The organism is Selenomonas sp. oral taxon 137 str. F0430 (assembly GCF_000183625.1).
Classification (GTDB): Bacteria; Bacillota; Negativicutes; order Selenomonadales; family Selenomonadaceae; genus Centipeda; species Centipeda artemidis.
On record NZ_AENV01000009.1, the window covers coordinates 24,360 to 42,598 of the forward strand.

Here is an 18,239-nt window from a genome sequence, read left to right on the forward strand (position 1 = left end):
ATCATCGAACTAAAATTCTCATAAAATACTCATTCTCATTCTATGCGTTCCGCACTCACCCCGGCGGCCACGTCATAGCCCGCCCGCCGAGCAGGTGGAAATGCAGATGCCCGACGGTCTGTCCGCCGTCCGCGCCGGTGTTCGCGACCAGTCGGAAGCCGCCCTCGTCCACGCCGCAGGAGCGCGCAACGGCAGGCGCGACCTCGGTGAGGATGTGCCCCGCGAGTTCCTTGTCCGCGCCGGTCAGCGCCATGATGCTGCCGATATGTTTCTTTGGGATGATGAGGACATGCGTCGGCGCCTGCGGTTCGAGGTCGCGAAACGCGAGCACGCTCTCGTCCTCGTAGACTTTCCCTGAAGGGATTTCCCCCGACGCGATTTTACAAAAGATACAATCCGCCATATCGTTCACTTCCTTTTCTATGCATTGGTTTTACCAAAATGATTCGCCGCGGGCATCCATATTCCTGCACAATGTTCACACGGAAGATCATTTCCCCGCGTCCCACATCTTCACCTCTTGCCCGGTATCGAGCAGGAAGAGCCAGCGTTCTTTCACGGGTCTCCCGAGAATGGTCTCCACGGCTTCTCCGTACAAGTCGATTTGAAATTGGTAGCGCGCCCGCGCCGCTGCGGCGGAGATTTTTCGGTCGGTCTTGTAGTCGAGCAGGACGTAGCCGCCGTCGTCCTCCTCAAAGAGAACGTCAATGATGCCTTGCAGAAAGATTTTGTCCTCCGCGTCCTGCGCCTCGGCATAGTACTTCTGCGCGGGCAGGAGACGCCCGAAAGGGAGCTCTCGGTAGACCGCCTTTGCGGCACGCATCCGGCGTCCGAGCCGGGATGCGGCGAATTTCCATACGTGTTCGATGCGGATGCTCTCGCGCTCCGCCTCGGTGAGTATGCCCTTCTCGAGCAGCGTGTTCGCCTGCCGCACGATGGCATCGATGTCCGCGGCATCCGTGAGATCAAGCTGCTGCATGAACGTATGCATAGCAATGCCGCGCTCCATTGGCGTGAGGTACGCGCGCGCGTCGCTGCGGAGAAAGCGCGGTGTTTCCCACGCTTCCGCCATCTCTGCGCTCGTATCTCCAAACGCCGGGGCAAAGGGCGGCGGCATCTCCTCGATGAGTTCCGCACGGCGGCATTTGAGCTCCGTGACGCTGGTCTTCGCGTGGATATGCTCCGTGCCGCGCGCGTCGTAATGCCAATCTAGGATGCGCGCGACCTCCTCCGCTCTGCCCCCCTCGGGCAGAGGATCGTCGGCACGGACGGCGGCAAGGATCGGATCGTCCTCGTCCGCCGCCCGGCGACGGGCGGCACGCGCGTCTTCGTCGAACAGGCGGACATCAAACCGCGCCGCAGGAGACACGGGCAGGTATGGGGTAATCTCGGTGTCCGCTTCAAAAAGCGGCGCGCCGTCCGGATGCCGCATGAGCGCCAGCGCGGTCCAGTCGAGATAGGATTTCCCGCCGAGGATTGCCGCATCCGGCAGGACTGCCCCCGTCTCCTGCGCATACGTCAAGCATTTCTCACGCAGTTGCTCAAGTTTGTCCTTGCCGCTGCGCGTGACGTTCAGCGTTCCGGTCAGGATCAGTTTTTCCTGTGCGCGCGTCATGGCGACGTAGAGGATGCGCATCTCCTCTGCCTTGGTCTCGCGCGCGATCACGTCTTTGACGCGGCGCAGGGAGAGTGTATCGTATCGCTGACGTCCCGCCTCCGTGTTCTCGAACAGGCGAAGCCCGATGCCCTCCCGCGCGTGATAGAGGAGATCGCCGCCCGTATCCTTCTCGTTGAACGAGCCGCCGATATTGGAGAGGAACACGACGGGAAATTCAAGCCCTTTGCTCTTGTGAATGGTCATGATGCGCACGACGTTCTCGCTCTCGCCGAGCGTACGCGCGGCGGAGAGATCCGTGCTGCGGCTGCGCAATGCGTCGATGTAGCGCAGGAAACGGAAGAGCCCGCGCTCATTCGTGCGTTCAAATTCGGACGCACGGTCGATGAGCATACGCAGATTTGCCTGCCGCAGGACGCCGCCGGGCAGCGTCCCTACATAGTCGTAGTATCCCGTATCGCGATAGAGCATCCAAAGGAGTTCGGGAACGCTGTGCACGAGCGCATAGCGGCGCCACGCTCGGATGCGTTCAAGCGCGTGCCGGGCGCGTGTCATGAGTTCCGCGGGCAGCTCGTCTCCCCCGTCTGCCGTCAGCATGTCGTAAATGCTGCCCCGGGGCGTATGCGCACGCAGTTCCGCAAGCTCTTCCATGCGCAGCCCGATCATGGGCGATGCGAGTACCGCGGCGAGCGCGGTATCCTGCCGCGCATTATCGAGCGCCGCGAGCAGGGCGAGCATCATACGGATCTCGCCGCTCTCAAAGTAGCCGCCCGGCTCGTCGGCATAGGCGGGGATACCCGCATCGCGCAGGGCCTCGATGAGAATCTCCGCCCGCCCCTTCGCCGCGCGCAGGAGGATCACGATGTCGCTGTAAGTCAGCGGATGCCCGCCCCCGCCGTCGTGCACGATATATTTCTCGGAGATCAGTTCTACGATGCGCCGCGCGATAAAGCGCGCCTCCACCTCGAATTTGCCGAGCTCCTCGCCGCTTTCTTCCTCCCCCTCCTCCTTTTCCTCTTCATCTGCGCGGTCGGTGTAGTCGACGCGCAGCAGGTTCACCTCCATGGGCGCGGCAAGGGATTTCCCGCCCGGTAGCTCGTCGAATTTGCGCCCCGGATTCAGGCGCGCCTTCTCGTCGTACGCAATATCGACGGCGGTCTCCGTCATGATCTGCGAAAATATGTAATTGATGGGTTCGAGCACTTCGGCGCGGCTGCGGAAATTCTCCGACATCGTGACGAGCGTTCCTTCCGCCGCCCCGCTGCGGTACGCGCGATAGGTCTGCTGAAAGAGGACGGGATCGGCAAGGCGGAATCGATAGATGCTCTGCTTGACGTCGCCGACGATAAAGCGGTTGTCCCCGCGCGCGATCTGCCGCAGAATGCCCTCCTGCAAGCCGTTCGTATCCTGATACTCATCCACCATGATGGCGTCAAAATGCCCCTGAAGCTCGACGGCGATGTCCGTGGGATCGACCATCGTCGGATCGGCTTGCAGCTTTTCCGGGTGCGCACACAAAAGATGCAGCGCTTCATGCTCGAGATCACTGAAATACAAGATGCCGCGCGCAATCTTTTCACGCTGCATCGCCGCGTGAAAATCTATTGTGAGCTGCGCAAACCGGCGTATGTCCGCGTTTGCACGGTTTTCCGCCGCGCATAGATCCTCCGCAGTCTTGGGGAGCCGCTTCAAGAGCTTTTCCCACGCCGCAAAGACAGTCCTGGTCAGACGATTGAACTCCGCGGCAATCTCCGGCGCATAGGCGTCGAGGTCTTTGCGCGGGATCGCGCCGCGCGCCTTTTTTGCCGCCGTCGCTGCGGACACGAAATGCGTCCATGCCGCCGTGTCCTGCGCATGTGCGAACACCTCGACCTCTCCCGCGAGGGCTTCGTAGATGCCCAGATGCTTCAGCACGGCGTCACGGGTCTTTTCCGCCGCCGCACGGAACGCATCGTCCCCTCCGACAGCAGCGCGAGGGCGCGCCGGTAATCCGCACAGATCTTCCTGAGCGCCGTGCGCAGCTCGTCGACGAGGAGCGAAAATCCGGCGCGTTCCCAATACGGCGTATCATCCGGCACGCTCCCCTGCGCGGCGAGCCACGTCTCGGGCGAGGGCTGACTGAGCGAGAATTTGTAGAGGGCAAGTACCGCCTTTTGCAGTCGTTCGTCGCCCCCCTTATCCCCGACGTAGGCGTCGGCAAAGGCGAGAAAACCGTCCGCATCGCCCTGCGCCGCCGCCGCGCTATATTTCTCCTCAAGCAGACGCTCAAAGACATCGTTCGTCAGCAGAAGAATCTCCTGCTCGCTCGCCAGCCGATAGTTCGGCGGAATCTGCGTCGCCTCGATATACGTCTGCAATATTCGCTGACAAAAGGAGTGAAAGGTCGAAATATCCGCGCCCGTCAGGAGAATGCGCTGACGTTCAAGCGCGGCGATCTCCTCGTCCGCGTCGGATGTCGCCGCACGCTCCTCCGCGATACGGTCAATCTCGGCATTGAGCGCAGTCTCGATGCGCTCGCGCATCTCCGCCGCCGCCGCTTTCGTAAAGGTGAGGACAAGCACGCGGTCGAGCGAAAGTTCTCCGCTGCGCACCTGCGCGATGATACGCTCCACGAGGACGCGCGTCTTGCCCGATCCTGCCGCCGCCGCGACGAGGATGTTCTGCCCGCGCGTTTCAATCGCCCGGCGCTGATCCGCCGTAAAGCGCATGTCATTCGCCATCCGTATCTCCCTCCTCTCTTACGGCGTCCGTGATCTCCTCCATCGCAGCCTGCGCGTCGTTCGGTATGTCGCGGTAACCGTCCCCGAGCTCCGGCGCAAATCCGCAGACGACACGATACGCACAGAACGCACACGCTGTTCTCTGTTTGAACCGATACGGCGCCGCTGCAATTCGACCGCTCAGAATCTCCTCCGCCGTTTCGCGTACGAGCTGCGGGAGGAATTTGAGCAGGCTTTCAAACTCCTCCCGCACACGCAGATATTTTTCGGACGCCTTGGAAAACGCATTCTTTCCGGTAATCGATACGCAAAGGTGCTCGGTCAACGCATCGATGCGCCGAATGACGTCCATATCGTCGATGAGGAATCCCGTCAGCTTCGATTTCTTTGCAGATGCATCTTGCAGTGCGGCATCGTCGAGCCGTATATCGGGTTCGATGAGGGGATTCACGGCGGGCGCGTAGAGCATCCCCGCAGGCGCACCGTCACGCAGGAGGCAGTGCACCACATAGAGATAGAGGAGCAGCTGCATCTTCAGCCCATGGCGAATCTCGGGCAGCTCAAGGGACACCGTACCCGTCTTGTAGTCGAGCACGATGTAATACGCCCCGTCCTCCGAGACGTCATAGCGGTCGATCTGTCCGCGCAGTGAGAGCGTCATACCGTCCGCGAGCGGGAACTCCGCGATCCGAACGCCGTCATGCCCCCCAAAGCCGACCTCAAATCCCTGCGGGCGGAACTCGGACGCCGCAGCCCATGCGGTCAGGCGTCGGATCACCTGCCGCGCCGTCCTGCGGATGCGTTCGACGCGATGCCGATAGCTCGCACGGCTCAGGAGCACCGCAGAGCGAACCTGCGGCACGATCTGCGCGAGGAGTTCGTCGATTTTCGCATCGCCCTCCTGCGCCGCCGTGCTCCAGTCATTCCCATGCGCCGCGCGTACCCATTCGCCGTAGCCGCGCAGAATGCCGTGCAGGAGCGTGCCGAAATCATTGTTTTGAAATTCGTAGACCTCGCGTTCCCGCAGCGTAAGTCCGTATTTCGCAAAATGACTGAACGGACACGCGCGGAACGCTTCGAGCCGCGTCGTGCTCCCGGCGATGCGGCGGTGCGGTGCAAAGAGACGCACTGCGACCGCAGGGGGGATCTCCGTCTCGCGCAGATGCGCAAAGAGCCCGCCGACCATGAGACGCAGGGGCGGACGCATCTCTTCACTCTTCCGCATCCAGTTGTAAACGTCCCGCCACAGGGGACGCATGTCTCCGCGCTCCTTTTGCCCGAGCAGTGCGCCCGAGAGCGCCGAGAGCGCGGGACGCGTCGCCGCGAGTACGAGCGCGTCCTCCCGTTCCACCGTCGCCAGCGGGATGGATAAAACGACGGTTCGAGACGGCGCAGGCGCGCGATGAGCGGCGACGGGGAGAGCGCAGAGCCGTCGCTCCCCGCAAGCGCGTAGGATACCCACAGATATTCGCGCGCCGCCGTGAACCCGCGGTACAGACGGTATCGCTCCAAAAAGCTCTGTTCCCGCCCCCCGCCGAAAATCTCAGGCGCGGCGCCCTCATGCAGCGCATGAAACATCTCGTTCATGGAGAGCCGTTCGGCATCCGAGAGCACGCCCTGCTGCGCGCCCGCGCGCGGCATTGTTCCCGCGTTCGCACCAACGATGTAGACGGTACGAATGCCCGCGAGACTGTTTTGGTCAAAGGATGCAATCGTCACATGGTCAAGCCCCGGCGGGATGAGCGCGATGTCGAGCGCGTCCAGCCCGTCGCCGAGGATCTCCTCATAATCGTGCGCGGAAATCTCCTCGTCCCCACCGGTCTCGACCATTTGATCAAAGAGGTTCATGCAGGACGTCCAAATCTGCCGATGTGCCGCCGCATCGGCAAGCCGCCCCTCGGCATCCGCCGCCGTGCGCCATGTCTCCAAAATGCGCGGCACGTCTAGCTCCATGAGTAATTCATAGAGGGACTGTGTACGCGTGCGCGCCGTCCCCTGCGCCCGGCTCAGGCGTTCCTTCAGCAGGGCGAGCGGCGCGGCGATACGCCTGCGCACGGCGTCGAGCGCGATCTCCTCGGCAATGCGCGCGGCATTTTCCTCGCTCTCATAGGCATCCGACGCAATCGCGCGCCGCGCAAAATCCCAATCCTCCGTCGCCGTCCACTGCCGCTGCGTACGAATGCCGTACGCGAGACAGTAGTTTTCGAGGCGATCCACCGCCTCCTGCCAGTCGCCCGAGGGAGCAAGTACTTTTGTCTCTTCCTCCGATGCGCCGAGCACGGGGAAAAATCCCGTACGCAGTGCACGAAACATCGTCTCATATCCCCAGCCGCGCCACGCCGTCCAGGCGGCAGCACGCAGAAGCTCGGCGAGCGGGTGATGCGTGCTCGGACGCTTCGCATCCAAATAACACGGAATGCCGTAGTCCGCGAAGGTCAACGTTAGCAGCTCCGCATAACAGGGCATATCGCGCACGAACACGGCGATCTCACGGTAGCGGTACCCTTGTTCGCGCGTGAGGCGCAGAATGTCCGCCGCCGCAGCCTCCGCCTCAAGGCGCGGATTCGCCGCCTCCACGAGGCGGAGCGCACCGTCCCCGCACGGCACAATCCGGTCGTGACCGAAGAGATGTCCCTCGATTGCCGCGAGAGAAGACCGGTGCGTGCGCCGCTGCACTTCCATCAGTTGAATCGAAGATGCTGCCTGCGGATCGATTTCCGCTAGAATTTGGTCGAGATCTCGCATCGCTCGATAGCCGCGGGAAAACAGCCCTGTATCCTGCGTGTTCTCCGGCAGGTTGACGCGCACATGTCCGCCGTCCCGGCGTCCCTCCATCGTGAGTGTCACATGGATCGCGCCCGCCGTATGAAAGAGCGCGCGAAATACGGCAAGCTCCTGCGGGTTGAAAAAATCGAAGCCGTCCACCCAAATCTCCGCATCGCGGAGGAAGGACGCCGTGCCAAGCTGCCGGGCGAGACGCTCCATCCGGTCGGTTTGATCCGTATAGCGTCCCTCCATACGCGCAGCAAGGTCCTCCATGACGATTGAGAGATCCGCGAGTTTTTGCGGCAGTCGTCCGGTCGCCGCCTGCTCGGCAGCTGTGCGCAGTATATCCGGATGAATCCGATAGCGTTTGAGTTCCGCAATCGTGCTTCCCAGCGTCTCGGTAAATCCGCGTTTATGCACCGAACGCGCAAAGGCGGATAGGTCACCCGCGCGCTTGATGAGGATGTCCTTGAGCAAAATGCGCATCCCAATATCGCTGATGCGCGGCAGATGTGCTCCCCCCGTCTCGATCAGCACTTGACGCGCAAATCTGCGGAACCCAAAGACGTATGCCTGCAAAAAACCTGCGCCGCTCGTCAAGACCTCGGCGAGCGCGCGCTCCGCGGCGTAGGTCATATGCTCGGGCACGAGCAAAATCCGCTGTCTGCCCAGCGGCTCGCGCGTGAGCGCATCCTTCATCGCCATGAGACAGGCGTGCGTCTTGCCCGTCCCCGCGCGTCCGATGATAAACTCTAGTGTCGCCGTCATAACGCCTCCGTGCCGCCCTCCGTAAAGCGCGCCCTGCTCCCCTGTGCTGTCCGTTCCACGAGGAGATGCACGGGAATGCGCGCGCGTAGTTCCTCCACATGGGAGATGATGCCGACGAGCCGTCCGCCCTCCCGCTGTACCTCAAGCAAAGCGCGGACGGCGACATCGAGCGTCTCGCTGTCAAGCGAGCCGAACCCCTCGTCGATAAAAATCATGTCGAGATGCATTCCACCCGCATAATGCTGTACGACATCGGACAGCCCGAGTGCCAGCGAGAGCGATGCGAGAAAGGTCTCGCCGCCCGAGAGCGTCCGCGACCCGCGCGGAAGTCCCGTATACTCGTCGAACACGTCGATCTCAAGCCCCCACCACTTGTTTTTATGCCCGCCTTCGCCGTGGACGAGACGGTAGCGTCCGCGGCTCATCATGACGAGCCGCGCGTTTGCCGCCTCGATGACGTCGCTCAGGATGGAGCGCAGGACATAAGTCTGGAAATGCACTTGATACGGCGGCTTTGCCGCGGCAACCTGCGCCAGTTTGCCCATGATGCGGTATTTCTCCGCGCGCTCCTCGCCCGTCTTTTCCAGTGCCGCAATATCCGCCGCCATGCGGCGCAGCCCCGCGAGCCGCTCCATGCGGCTGCCCTGCGCCTGCGACGCCTCCTTGACCGCCGCATCCGCCGCCGTCTCCGCCGCTATGAGCGCAGGCGTATCGGGAGCAGTAAGCCCCGCGGCGGCAGTCTCCGCCTGTTTCAGCAGCTCCAGCGCTGTATTGTAGTTGTCCGTGTGCTTCTTGATGCGTGCTTCGACTTCTTCCTGATAGGCGGCTTCCGACCAGCGACCTTCAACCGCCGTGCGGTACTCCTCCTCCGATGCGAAGCCCGCTTCCGTGCGCGCGGCGGCAAACGCCTCCGCAACCGCGCGATGTATCTCTGCGCTCTCCTCTGTGGCGGCCTTTTTCACGCGCAGTTCCGTTTCCGCGCGCGCAAAATCGGCTGCGGTCTCTTTTTCCTTCCGCTGTGCCGCGAGATAGGATGCATTTGCCGTCTCTAGCACCCCTTTTAGTTTATTCAGTTCCGTTTCGAGCAATGCCATATCCCGATATTCCTCGGGAAGCTGTGTCTCAAGCCCCTGCATCTCGCCCTCGCGCAAACGGAGTTTATCGTTCGTCTCCTGCACCGTCTTCTCCTTTGCGGCGGCAGATTCCTCCGTCTGCGCGCGGCGGAGCTTCGCCTTGTCGAGCTGCGTCTGTGCATCCCTACGCTCCGACCGTGCGCGCGCGAGAGCATCGCCGCGCTCCTGCGTACGCCGCGTCAGTTCCTCTAACGTATCCGCGCCGAGGTAATCCGTCAGCGTTTGCCGGGCGTGGCGCACGTCCTGCTCTGCGCGCTCCCGCTGCGCTCTGCATTCTTCCTCCTGCACGCGGCATTGCCGCAGATTCTGCTCCGCCGCGTCCTCCGCCTGCGCCGCCGCATCCAGCTCCTGCGCCGTAGGAATGTCTTCCGCATGTACGGCGGGATGGGGATGAGATATTGCCCCGCAGACGGGACACGGCGTCCCGTCCGCGAGTTTTTCGGCGAGCCGCGCGGCGCTCCCAAGATCATAGAGGAGCTGCATCCGACGCCGTTTTGCTTTGGCGTCGTTCAAATGTTGCTCCGCATCTTTGAACGCTTGCCCTGCCGCCTGCTCTGCATTCTTCAGCGCCGGGAGCTTGGCGGCGTGCGCCGCTTCCTCCTGCGCGGCGCGGCGGCAGCGGTTCAGCCGCTCGGATTCCTGCGCCGCGGCTTCCTCGGTCGCTAGGATTTGGTCGCACGCGGCAATCCGCTGCTCCGTCCGCCGGATCTCCTCCGTCAGCGCGCTCAACGCCGCCGCATCGGCGGTTTTCTCCTCCTGTGCGCGCGCCGTCCGGGTGCGCAGATGCTCTACCGCGCTGCGGCACTCCGTGAGCTGCGCCGCCTGCGCGCTGTATCCCGTAAGTGTCCTGATCCGCTCTGCGAGCTGCGTACGCTCCGCTTCGCGCACCTCCTCACGCTTCAGCAATTCCTGCGCCGTACGGGATGCCGCCTGTGCCTTTGCAAATTGCTCCGCCGCGGCTTTATATTCCTCGGCTCTGCGCCGCGCCTGCGCGTCCGCCTGCCGCAGTTCCTGAGCTTTATAGAACGCGGGCATCGCGCGCCTTGCACGGTCGAGTTTTCTGCGAAACTCCTCCACGGTATCTACTTTCGCGCGCATCTCATCCGCTTTTTTCCGTGCCTCGGCAAGCGCGCCGAGACGCATTTCCGCCGCCGCCCCTTGCTCACGCGCGCGTCGCGCGTCCCGGGCAGTCTTTTCGAGCGTGCCGAGACGCGCCGCATACTGTTTCGTATCCGCGTCGAGCCGGTCGATGCGATCGCGGAGTTCTTCGGTGGATGCGAGCTCCTGCGTTTGCAGCATTTGCTCCGTGCGCGCACGATCCTCCGCCGATGCGCGCTCAAGTACGAGGGCTTCCTCCGTCAGAGCCTCCTCCAGCCGCCGATACCGCTCAGTGCGGAAGATCCGCTGCATGATCGCGCTGCGGTCTTTGACCTCGGCGAGCAAAAACCGCTGGAACTGCCCCTGCGGCAACAGGATGACCTGACGGAACTGATCGGCGTCGAATCCGATGAGCGCTCCGATGCGCTTTGAGACCTCCGTCACATTCGAATCCAGCAGTACCTCTTCGCCCTCTTCCCCCACATCCGGCAGACGATAGAGCTCCCCTCTCGGTGTACGTCGCGTCATCTTTCCCCGCGACATACGCTCATAGCCGGGAGAGCGAAGAACACGATACCGCCGCCTGCCGAGCGCAAATGTATACTCCACTTCCGTGACGCGTTCGGGCGGTGCGGCGGAGGAACGCAGCATAGCTCCCTCGCGTACATCGCCGCTTGATTCGCCATACAGCGCAAATACAATAGCGTCTAGTATCGTCGTTTTCCCTGCGCCCGTCGCTCCATGGATGAGGACAAAGGGCGCGCCCGACAGCGCCGTCTCGAAGTCCAGTATCTGTTCCTCGACATACGAACCGAACGCCTGCATCCGCAGCTTCAGCGGTCTCACGCTTCCCTCGCCTCCTTTTCCAGTCCGTCGATCACGCGGATGAGTGCGTGCTCCTCCTCCGCCGATAGCTTCTCCCGTGTCACATCGGCAAAGAACTCCGCAAAGAGGTGGAGTTCCGACTTTCCGCGCTCATAGCTTCTCTCATTCGAAGAAAGACGCCCCATATTGACATTGGGGCGCGTGATGGAAAAGAGATTCGGATAAACATGGCGCAGCTTCTCATGCGCGGCGAGCACGGCGTCGCTGTCAAGCAGCTCGACACAGATATAGTCGTCGTGCGGGAGCGGGTCGAATCCATCCGCCATGAGCTCGTTCATGAGACCGCTGACGATACGCACATCATGACGCGGCGTGAGCGGATAGAACGTATGAGACGCCGCGCCCGCACCGTCGATTTCGACGAGTTCGGCGCCCTTCTTCTGCCGTGCTTCGTCAAACGAATATTTGAGCAGCGAACCGGAATATCGTATATGCTCCGCGCCTGCCCGCTGCGGTGCATGGAGATGTCCGAGCGCCGTATAGTCGTATGCCGCAAAATTCTCGGCGCTGACCTGATCGCTGCCGCCAACCGAAAGCGCATGTTCGGATTCCGAGGTCTGCCCGCCGATGACGAAGGCATGTGCGACCGCCACACTGCGCGCACCCACAGGGATCTGCGCCCGCGCCGCGGCAATCTGCACACCAAGCGCCGCGTCAAAGGACGGCATCGTCTCTAGGGCAAAGGCATCCTTTACATGCGGCGGATCACCGTAGGGAATCAGGGAAAAATAGATGTCCCCATAATCATCGGAAAGCACAACGGGCGGCTCTGCGGCGCGCACCATCCCCGCAAGGTAGACGCCCGAGGCGCGCAGCAGCTCCGCACCAAAGCCTAGACGCACGGCGCTGTCATGATTGCCCGCGATAAAGAGCACCTTGACGCCGCGCAGGGCGAGCTTTGCAAGCGTCTCGCTGAAGAGCGCCACCGCCTCGGGCGGCGGGATCGCACGGTCATAGATATCGCCCGCGATGACGAGCGCGTCGGGGCGTAGGTCGTCGCAGAGCGCGATCAGCTCGTCCAGCACATACGCCTGATCCTCCGTCATGTGCCGTTGTCCGAACAGCTTTCCCAAATGCCAATCCGCCGTATGGATAAAACGCATAGATCCCTTCACTCCATTCGGATGCGATTCCGATCCAAATTATTCTTCTATCATCCGCCGTAGCGCCGCTTCGTCCAGCACGGGAACGCCCAAGAACTCCGCCTTCGCGAGCTTGCTGCCCGCCGCTTCGCCCGCGACGAGATAGTCCGTCTTTTTCGACACAGAGCCTTTCACCGTGCCGCCGTGTGCCGTAATGAGCGCCGCGCATTCCTCGCGCGAGAGCGTCGGCAGGGTTCCCGTAATGACGAAAGACTTGCCCTCGAGCGCCGTTCCCGTGCGTTCCCGGGGCGCGGATACAAAGTTCACCCCCGCCGCACGGAATTTCTCAAGCAGCCCCCTGCCCGCCTCTGAGTCAAAGAACTCCGCGAGACTGCGCGCGCTGACTTCGCCCATATCGGGCACGGCGAGAATTTTCTCCGCATCGCCGCGCGCCGCTTCCGCGAGCGCATCGACGGAAGGAAACTCCTGCATCAAAGAGATTGCCGCCGCGCGTCCGATGCCCGCGATGCCGAGTCCCGTGAGGAGTCGGTCGGGCGTATTCTCCTTACTGTGCGCAACAGCGTCGAGAAGTTTATCAACGGTCTTTTCGCGACCGATAATGCCCGAGGAAATCAGTTCATCACGATGTTGATGTAATGTATAGATGTCAGCAATATCATGTAAATATCCCGCATGTGTCAATGCAATGACCGCCGACGTGCCGAAGCCCTTGATATCCATCGCCGTACGGCTGACAAAATGAAGAATGTGATTCTCCACCTGCGCCGGGCAGACGGGATTTTGACACTTCATATCGGCGGTATCCGCCTCGCGCACCGCCGGTTCACCGCAGACGGGACAGGTATCGCCGATGACGTACGGCACGGTGCTCGCGGGGCGTTTCTCGAGGACGACCGCCTTCACGCGCGGGATGATTTCGCCGGATTTATAGACGAGGATTGTGTCACCGATGCGTACGTCCAGCCCCGCGATATAGTCCTGATTGTGCAGGGTCGCACGCTCGACGCGCGTACCGCAGAGCTGCACGGGGTCGAATACCGCCGTCGGCGTGATGCGCCCCGTACGACCGACGGAGAGCTCGATCTCTCGGAGCACCGTCTCTTTTTCCTCGGGCGGATACTTATAAGCGATTGCCCAGCGCGGCGCCTTTGCCGTCGCCCCCAGCTCCGCGCGCTGCGAAAAATCGTTGACCTTGACCACCGCGCCGTCGATGTCATAGGGCAGACTGCCGCGGCGCGCCCCGATCTCCTCGATCGCCGCCCACACTTCGTCCGCCGTGCGGCAAACGCGATATCCCGCGATGATCTTTATCCCCTGCGCGCGCATAAAGTCATATGACGCCGTATGCGACGCAAACGTCCGCCCCTCCGTGCGCTGCAAGTTAAAGACGAACATCGAGAGCCTGCGCTCGCGCGTTACGCGCGCATCGAGCTGACGCAGTGTGCCCGCCGCACAGTTGCGCGGATTCGCAAACGGCTTCAGCCCCAGCAGCTCCTGCCGCTCGTTGACTGCCGCAAACGCCGCGCGCTCCATATAGACCTCGCCGCGCACTTCAAAATACACGGGCGCGTCGCTAAGCTGCTCCCGCACATCTGCAATCATGCGCGCGTTCTCCGTCACGTCCTCGCCCTGCACGATGCCGTCGCCGCGCGTGACGGCACGCGCGAGCACGCCGTTTTCGTAGCGCAGCGCGAGCGACAGCCCGTCGATCTTCTCCTCGACGACAAACTCCGCCGCCGGAAAATGCGCGCGTATGCCCGCGACAAAATCCCGAATCTCCGCCTCGCTGAATACGTCCTGTAAGGACAGCATAGGGACATCGTGCTTCACGAGTACGCCCGCCGTCCGCTGCGCCGAGCCGCCGACCTTCTGCGTCGGTGAATTCTTCGTGATGAGCTCGGGGTACTCCGCCTCGATCGCCTTCAGCCGGAGCATGAGTTGATCGAACTCATAATCCGATATGTCGGAAGCGTTGTCGTCATAATACTGCTTCGAATACCGGCGAATCTGCCTGCGCAGTTCCGCCAGCTCCGCCTTGACCATCTGAATGTCGCTCATAGCATCCTCACAATTTCAAAATGGGTGCATATTTTTGCACGAATTTTTTGATTCCCTCGCCCGGAAACGCAATGGTCAGCTCCGCATCTTCGCCCTCGCCGCGGATGGAGACGACGTGCCCGTCGCCCCATTTGCTGTGACGTACGGCGTCGCCCGCCGTAAACTTTGCCGCCGCATCGGGACGAATCACGCTCCCGTCCTCCGCCGTATGCTGCGGCGGGGGCGGCATATAGGGACGCCGCACGCCGTTTGCCCCACGCCCCCAAACGTCGGTGCGCCCGCCGCGCATATCGCCCTCCGCCGCAAAGTCCGCCTGCTTGTGCTCCACGAGATGCTCCGGAATCTCCGCGAGGAACCGCGAGGGGCGCGACATCTCCGTCCGCCCGTAGATCGTCCGCTGCCGCGCGTGTGTCAGATAGAGCCGCCTCTCGGCGCGCGTGATGCCGACATAGCAGGTACGTCGCTCCTCCTCGATCTCGTCGTCGTCGAGGAGCGTCCGTGAATGCGGGAACAGCCCCTCTTCCATGCCCGCCATGAATACGGTCGGGAACTCCAGCCCCTTCGCCGCGTGGAAGGTCATGAGCGTCACGCTGCCGTCCGACTGCTCCGCCTGATCCACATCCGAGATCAGGGAAATCTGCGCGAGGAAGTCCTCGAGACCGTTCTCCCCCTCGGCTGCGCCGTCCTCAAAGTTCTTTGCCACGCTGATAAATTCGCGCAGGTTCTCAAGGCGATCGCGGTTGTCCTCCTTTTTATCCTCCTCGAGCGCCTTCGCATAGCCCGACTCCTCGATGATGTCCTCCACGATCTCGTGCAGCGGACGCGTGCCGAGCTGCCCCATGAACGTAAAGACGAGCGCGGCGAAATCCTCAAGCGCAAATTTCACCTTCCCGGAGAGTTTTGGAATCATGGCGAGCATTTGACTGTCCGTAATGATCTCGAACAGCGATATTCGGTGCTCCGCCGCCAGCTCCGCCATGCGCGCAAGCGTCGTCTGCCCCAGCCCGCGCCGCGGCACGTTGATGATGCGCAGGAGACTCAGCGTGTCGCGCGGATTGTAGATCACGCGCAGATATGCGATGATATCCTTGATCTCGCGCCGATCGTAAAACCGCACCGCGCCCACCATCGAATAGGGCACGCCCGATGCGTAGAATGCCTCCTCAATGTTGCGGGACTGCGCATTCGTCCGATAGAGCACGGCAATATCGCCGTATTTAACGTTGAACATTGTATGCAGACGCTCCACCTCGCGCACGATATAGGACGCCTCGTTCTTCTCCGTCGCCCCCTCGTAGACGACAATGGGATCGCCCTGCACATTGTCCGTCCACAGCGCCTTCTTTTTGCGATCCAAATTGTTCTCGATGACCGCATTTGCAGCTTCGAGGATATTCTTCGTCGAGCGGTAGTTCTGCTCGAGCAGGATGACCGTCGCCTCCGGATAGTCGCGCTCGAAATTGAGGATATTGCGCATATCCGCGCCGCGCCAGCCGTAGATGGACTGATCCGCATCGCCCACAACGCAGATATTCCGATGCCCGCCCGCGAGAAGCTTCGTGATGTTGTACTGCGCCCCGTTCGTGTCCTGATACTCGTCCACGAGGATGTAGCGGAACTTCTCTTGATACTTCCTGCGCACCTCTTCATTCTGCGAGAGCACCGCAACCGTCAGCATCAGGAGATCGTCAAAATCGAGCGCGTTATTCGCGCGCAGCTTCGACTGATAGAGTTCATAGACCTTCGCGACCTGCTCGGCAAAGAAGTCGCCCGCCCCCGCCGCGAACTGCGCCGCCGTTAAGAGATTATTCTTCGCGTCCGAGATGTGCGACTGCACCGCACCCGGCGCCGTATGCTTCTCGTCGATATTCAGCTCTTTGAGGCATTCGCGGATGAGACCTTTACTGTCCGCCGCATCGTAGATGACAAAATTTTTCTCATAGCCCTTTAGATGCTCGATCTCAATGCGCAAAAAACGCGCGCAGAACGAGTGAAACGTGCTCAGCCACACATCGTGCGCCGCCTCGCCGATGAGCGTGTCGACACGGTCGCGCATCTCGCGCGCCGCCTTGTTCGTAAACGTGATGGCGAGGATGCGGTACGGCGGCACGTCATGCGCCAAAAGATTGGCAATGCGGTAAGTCAGAACACGCGTCTTGCCAGAGCCTGCGCCCGCCACGATGAGCAGCGGTCCCTCGAGACAGGCAACGGCGCGTTGCTGCGGCTCGTTCAGCCCTTGAAACAGATCCATGAAAGCTCCTTTTCCCAATAAGAAAGGCGGGCTGCCACATGGCAAACGCCGCCCCTATCATACTGACGATTTTTACGATTTAATACGCTTGACTGCCTCAGAGAGCGGCGGAATGATCTGCTTTTTCCGCGACATCACGCCCGGCAGATAAAGATGCGTTCCGCTCGTATCCTTGCGGAACGCTTCGCCGATCAGCGTACGCGGCGAGCCGGTAAAGAGCAGATACGTCGCTTCCTCGAGGATGTCCGTAATCATCACGAGACTCATGTCAAAGCCCTCAGACTCGCAGATCGACTTCATTGCTGCGATCAGCTCGTCCTCCTTCTCCATGATTTCCTTTGTCCCCATGACCGAGGTTTGGCTCACAATCACACGATATGTACCGATGGTAAATTCTTTCAGATCGTTGCGCACGATCTCCATCGGTGTCATATTGCCGACGCTCGACCCTGCCTTGAGCATATCCAGCCCGTAGGTATTGAGATTGACGTTCGCGATCTCCGCAAGGCGCTCCGCCGCCTTCTTATCAGCAGGTGTGCAGGTAGGAGACTTAAAGAGCACAGTATCCGAGATGATTGCAGACAGCAGCAGCCCCGCAATCGACGGCGGGATATCAATGTCGTTTTGCCAGTGCATATTCGACACAATCGTTGCCGTGCAGCCGACCGGCTCCGCATGAGTGTAGATCGGCTCGCTCGTGCTGATTCCGCCAAAGCGATGATGATCAATGATCTCGACAATCTTCGCATCCTCGATGCCCTCGACCGCCTGATTGCGCTCATTGTGATCAACGAGAATGACGCGCACAGGTTCGGAGACGACGAGCCGGTCGCGGCTCACAAGACCAACGATGCGCCCGTTCTCGAGCACCGGGTAGTTGCGGAAATTCGTCTCCTCCATCGTCCCCTTGATATCCGAGAGCAGATCAAGCGGCTTAAAGCAGATCGGATTGTCGTGCATAATGCGGCGAATCGGCACGCACTGGTTGATGAGACGTGCCACCGTATAGGTATCGTAGGGCGTCGACAGGACAAAGATACCGCGCTTCTCCGCCTCCTCAATCGCCTCTGCGGGAATGCGCCCGTCTCCGGTCACGATGAGACAGGAAATGCCCTGATCGATACATGCAAGGACAATATCTTCCTTGCGGTCGCCGATGAGGACAATGTCGTTCTGCTTGACAAGTTTTTTAATCGTATGTACGCTGCCCGCTGCGATGCGGATCTGCCCCTTGATCGTCTCGCCCTCTTCGCCTGAGACCAGCACGTTGCTGTCCGTCGCATGGATGATGTCACGATAGCGCACGCGCATATCGGAGAGATTCGTCATGCCAAGCTCTTGGAAATAACGCTTCGCGAGGTCGCTGACAGAGACGATGCCGACGAGAATCCCCTGACTGTCCGTCACCGGGATCGACCTCAAATCATTGTGGCGCAGCACCTCTCCAAGATGACGCAGCGTGTCGTGCTGACGAACGACAATCTTGCAGTCCATCGCGATGTCCTTCACGCGCGGATAGAGATCGGGAATGAGCAGCGGCTGTTCCACATGGAAATATTCCAGCGCGAACTTTGTCTCCTTATTGATTTTCCCAGCGCGCGCTGCCACAGCGTTGACCCCGAGCGACTGTTTCAGATGAGCGTACCCGATCGCTGAGCAGATGGAGTCTGTATCCGGATTGCGATGTCCGATGACGTAAATCGGCTTTGCAACGTTCAAAATAATTCCTCCCTAGAGCGGTCTCGATACACCGCATACTGTGGTTTTATTATAGCATACTCGTTTAGATGATTCAAATTTTGAAAATAAAAACATCGTCTATAGCATATGATATGAAAATAA

The 18,239-nt window shown here is 61.0% G+C and carries 6 protein-coding genes and 2 pseudogenes; all 8 read right to left on the minus strand.

Annotated features, from left to right (window positions below; genetic code table 11):
• Positions 1-55 precede the first annotated feature (55 nt).
• The 8 genes and pseudogenes from HMPREF9162_RS07305 to HMPREF9162_RS07340 all read right to left on the minus strand — a co-directional run bounded on the left by HMPREF9162_RS07305 (position 56) and on the right by HMPREF9162_RS07340 (position 18,116).
• The gene (locus HMPREF9162_RS07305; protein ID WP_009752831.1) at positions 56-403 is read right to left on the minus strand and encodes a histidine triad nucleotide-binding protein; all 348 of its coding nucleotides are present in this window, start codon (positions 401-403) and stop codon (positions 56-58) included.
• Between the two features lie 87 nt (positions 404-490).
• Positions 491-4,335 (minus strand): annotated as a pseudogene (gene addA, locus HMPREF9162_RS07310) (helicase-exonuclease AddAB subunit AddA).
• A pseudogene (locus HMPREF9162_RS07315) lies at positions 4,325-7,869 on the minus strand (PD-(D/E)XK nuclease family protein). The pseudogenes addA and HMPREF9162_RS07315 overlap by 11 nt, the downstream one beginning before the upstream one ends.
• A complete protein-coding gene (locus tag HMPREF9162_RS07320; RefSeq protein WP_009752787.1) occupies positions 7,866-10,946 on the minus strand; it encodes an AAA family ATPase in 3,081 nt (1,026 codons plus the stop codon). The pseudogene HMPREF9162_RS07315 and the gene HMPREF9162_RS07320 overlap by 4 nt, the downstream one beginning before the upstream one ends.
• Complete coding sequence (locus HMPREF9162_RS07325) at positions 10,943-12,088, minus strand: exonuclease SbcCD subunit D (RefSeq protein WP_009752878.1); 1,146 nt, start codon at positions 12,086-12,088, stop codon at positions 10,943-10,945. Before HMPREF9162_RS07325 ends, HMPREF9162_RS07320 begins: the two co-directional genes overlap by 4 nt.
• Before the next feature lie 39 nt (positions 12,089-12,127).
• Entirely contained in the window at positions 12,128-14,146 is a 2,019-nt protein-coding gene (gene ligA / locus HMPREF9162_RS07330; protein WP_009752815.1) for an NAD-dependent DNA ligase LigA, read from the minus strand.
• A gap of 7 nt (positions 14,147-14,153) precedes the next feature.
• Positions 14,154-16,397: a DNA helicase PcrA gene (gene pcrA / locus HMPREF9162_RS07335; RefSeq protein WP_009438961.1), complete on the minus strand. Its 2,244-nt coding sequence runs from the start codon at positions 16,395-16,397 to the stop codon at positions 14,154-14,156.
• 72 nt (positions 16,398-16,469) lie between these two features.
• The gene (locus HMPREF9162_RS07340; protein ID WP_009348966.1) at positions 16,470-18,116 is read right to left on the minus strand and encodes a putative manganese-dependent inorganic diphosphatase; all 1,647 of its coding nucleotides are present in this window, start codon (positions 18,114-18,116) and stop codon (positions 16,470-16,472) included.
• Positions 18,117-18,239: the final 123 nt, after the last annotated feature.

Excerpts from the sequence above, each read along its gene's own strand:
- HMPREF9162_RS07305 (WP_009752831.1), bottom strand. The coding sequence starts at position 403 with ATGGCGGATTGTATCTTTTGTAAAATCGCGTCGGGGGAAATCCCTTCA.
- HMPREF9162_RS07325 (WP_009752878.1), bottom strand. The coding sequence starts at position 12,088 with ATGCGTTTTATCCATACGGCGGATTGGCATTTGGGAAAGCTGTTCGGA.
- ligA (WP_009752815.1), bottom strand. The coding sequence starts at position 14,146 with ATGAGCGACATTCAGATGGTCAAGGCGGAGCTGGCGGAACTGCGCAGG.
- pcrA (WP_009438961.1), bottom strand. The coding sequence starts at position 16,397 with ATGGATCTGTTTCAAGGGCTGAACGAGCCGCAGCAACGCGCCGTTGCC.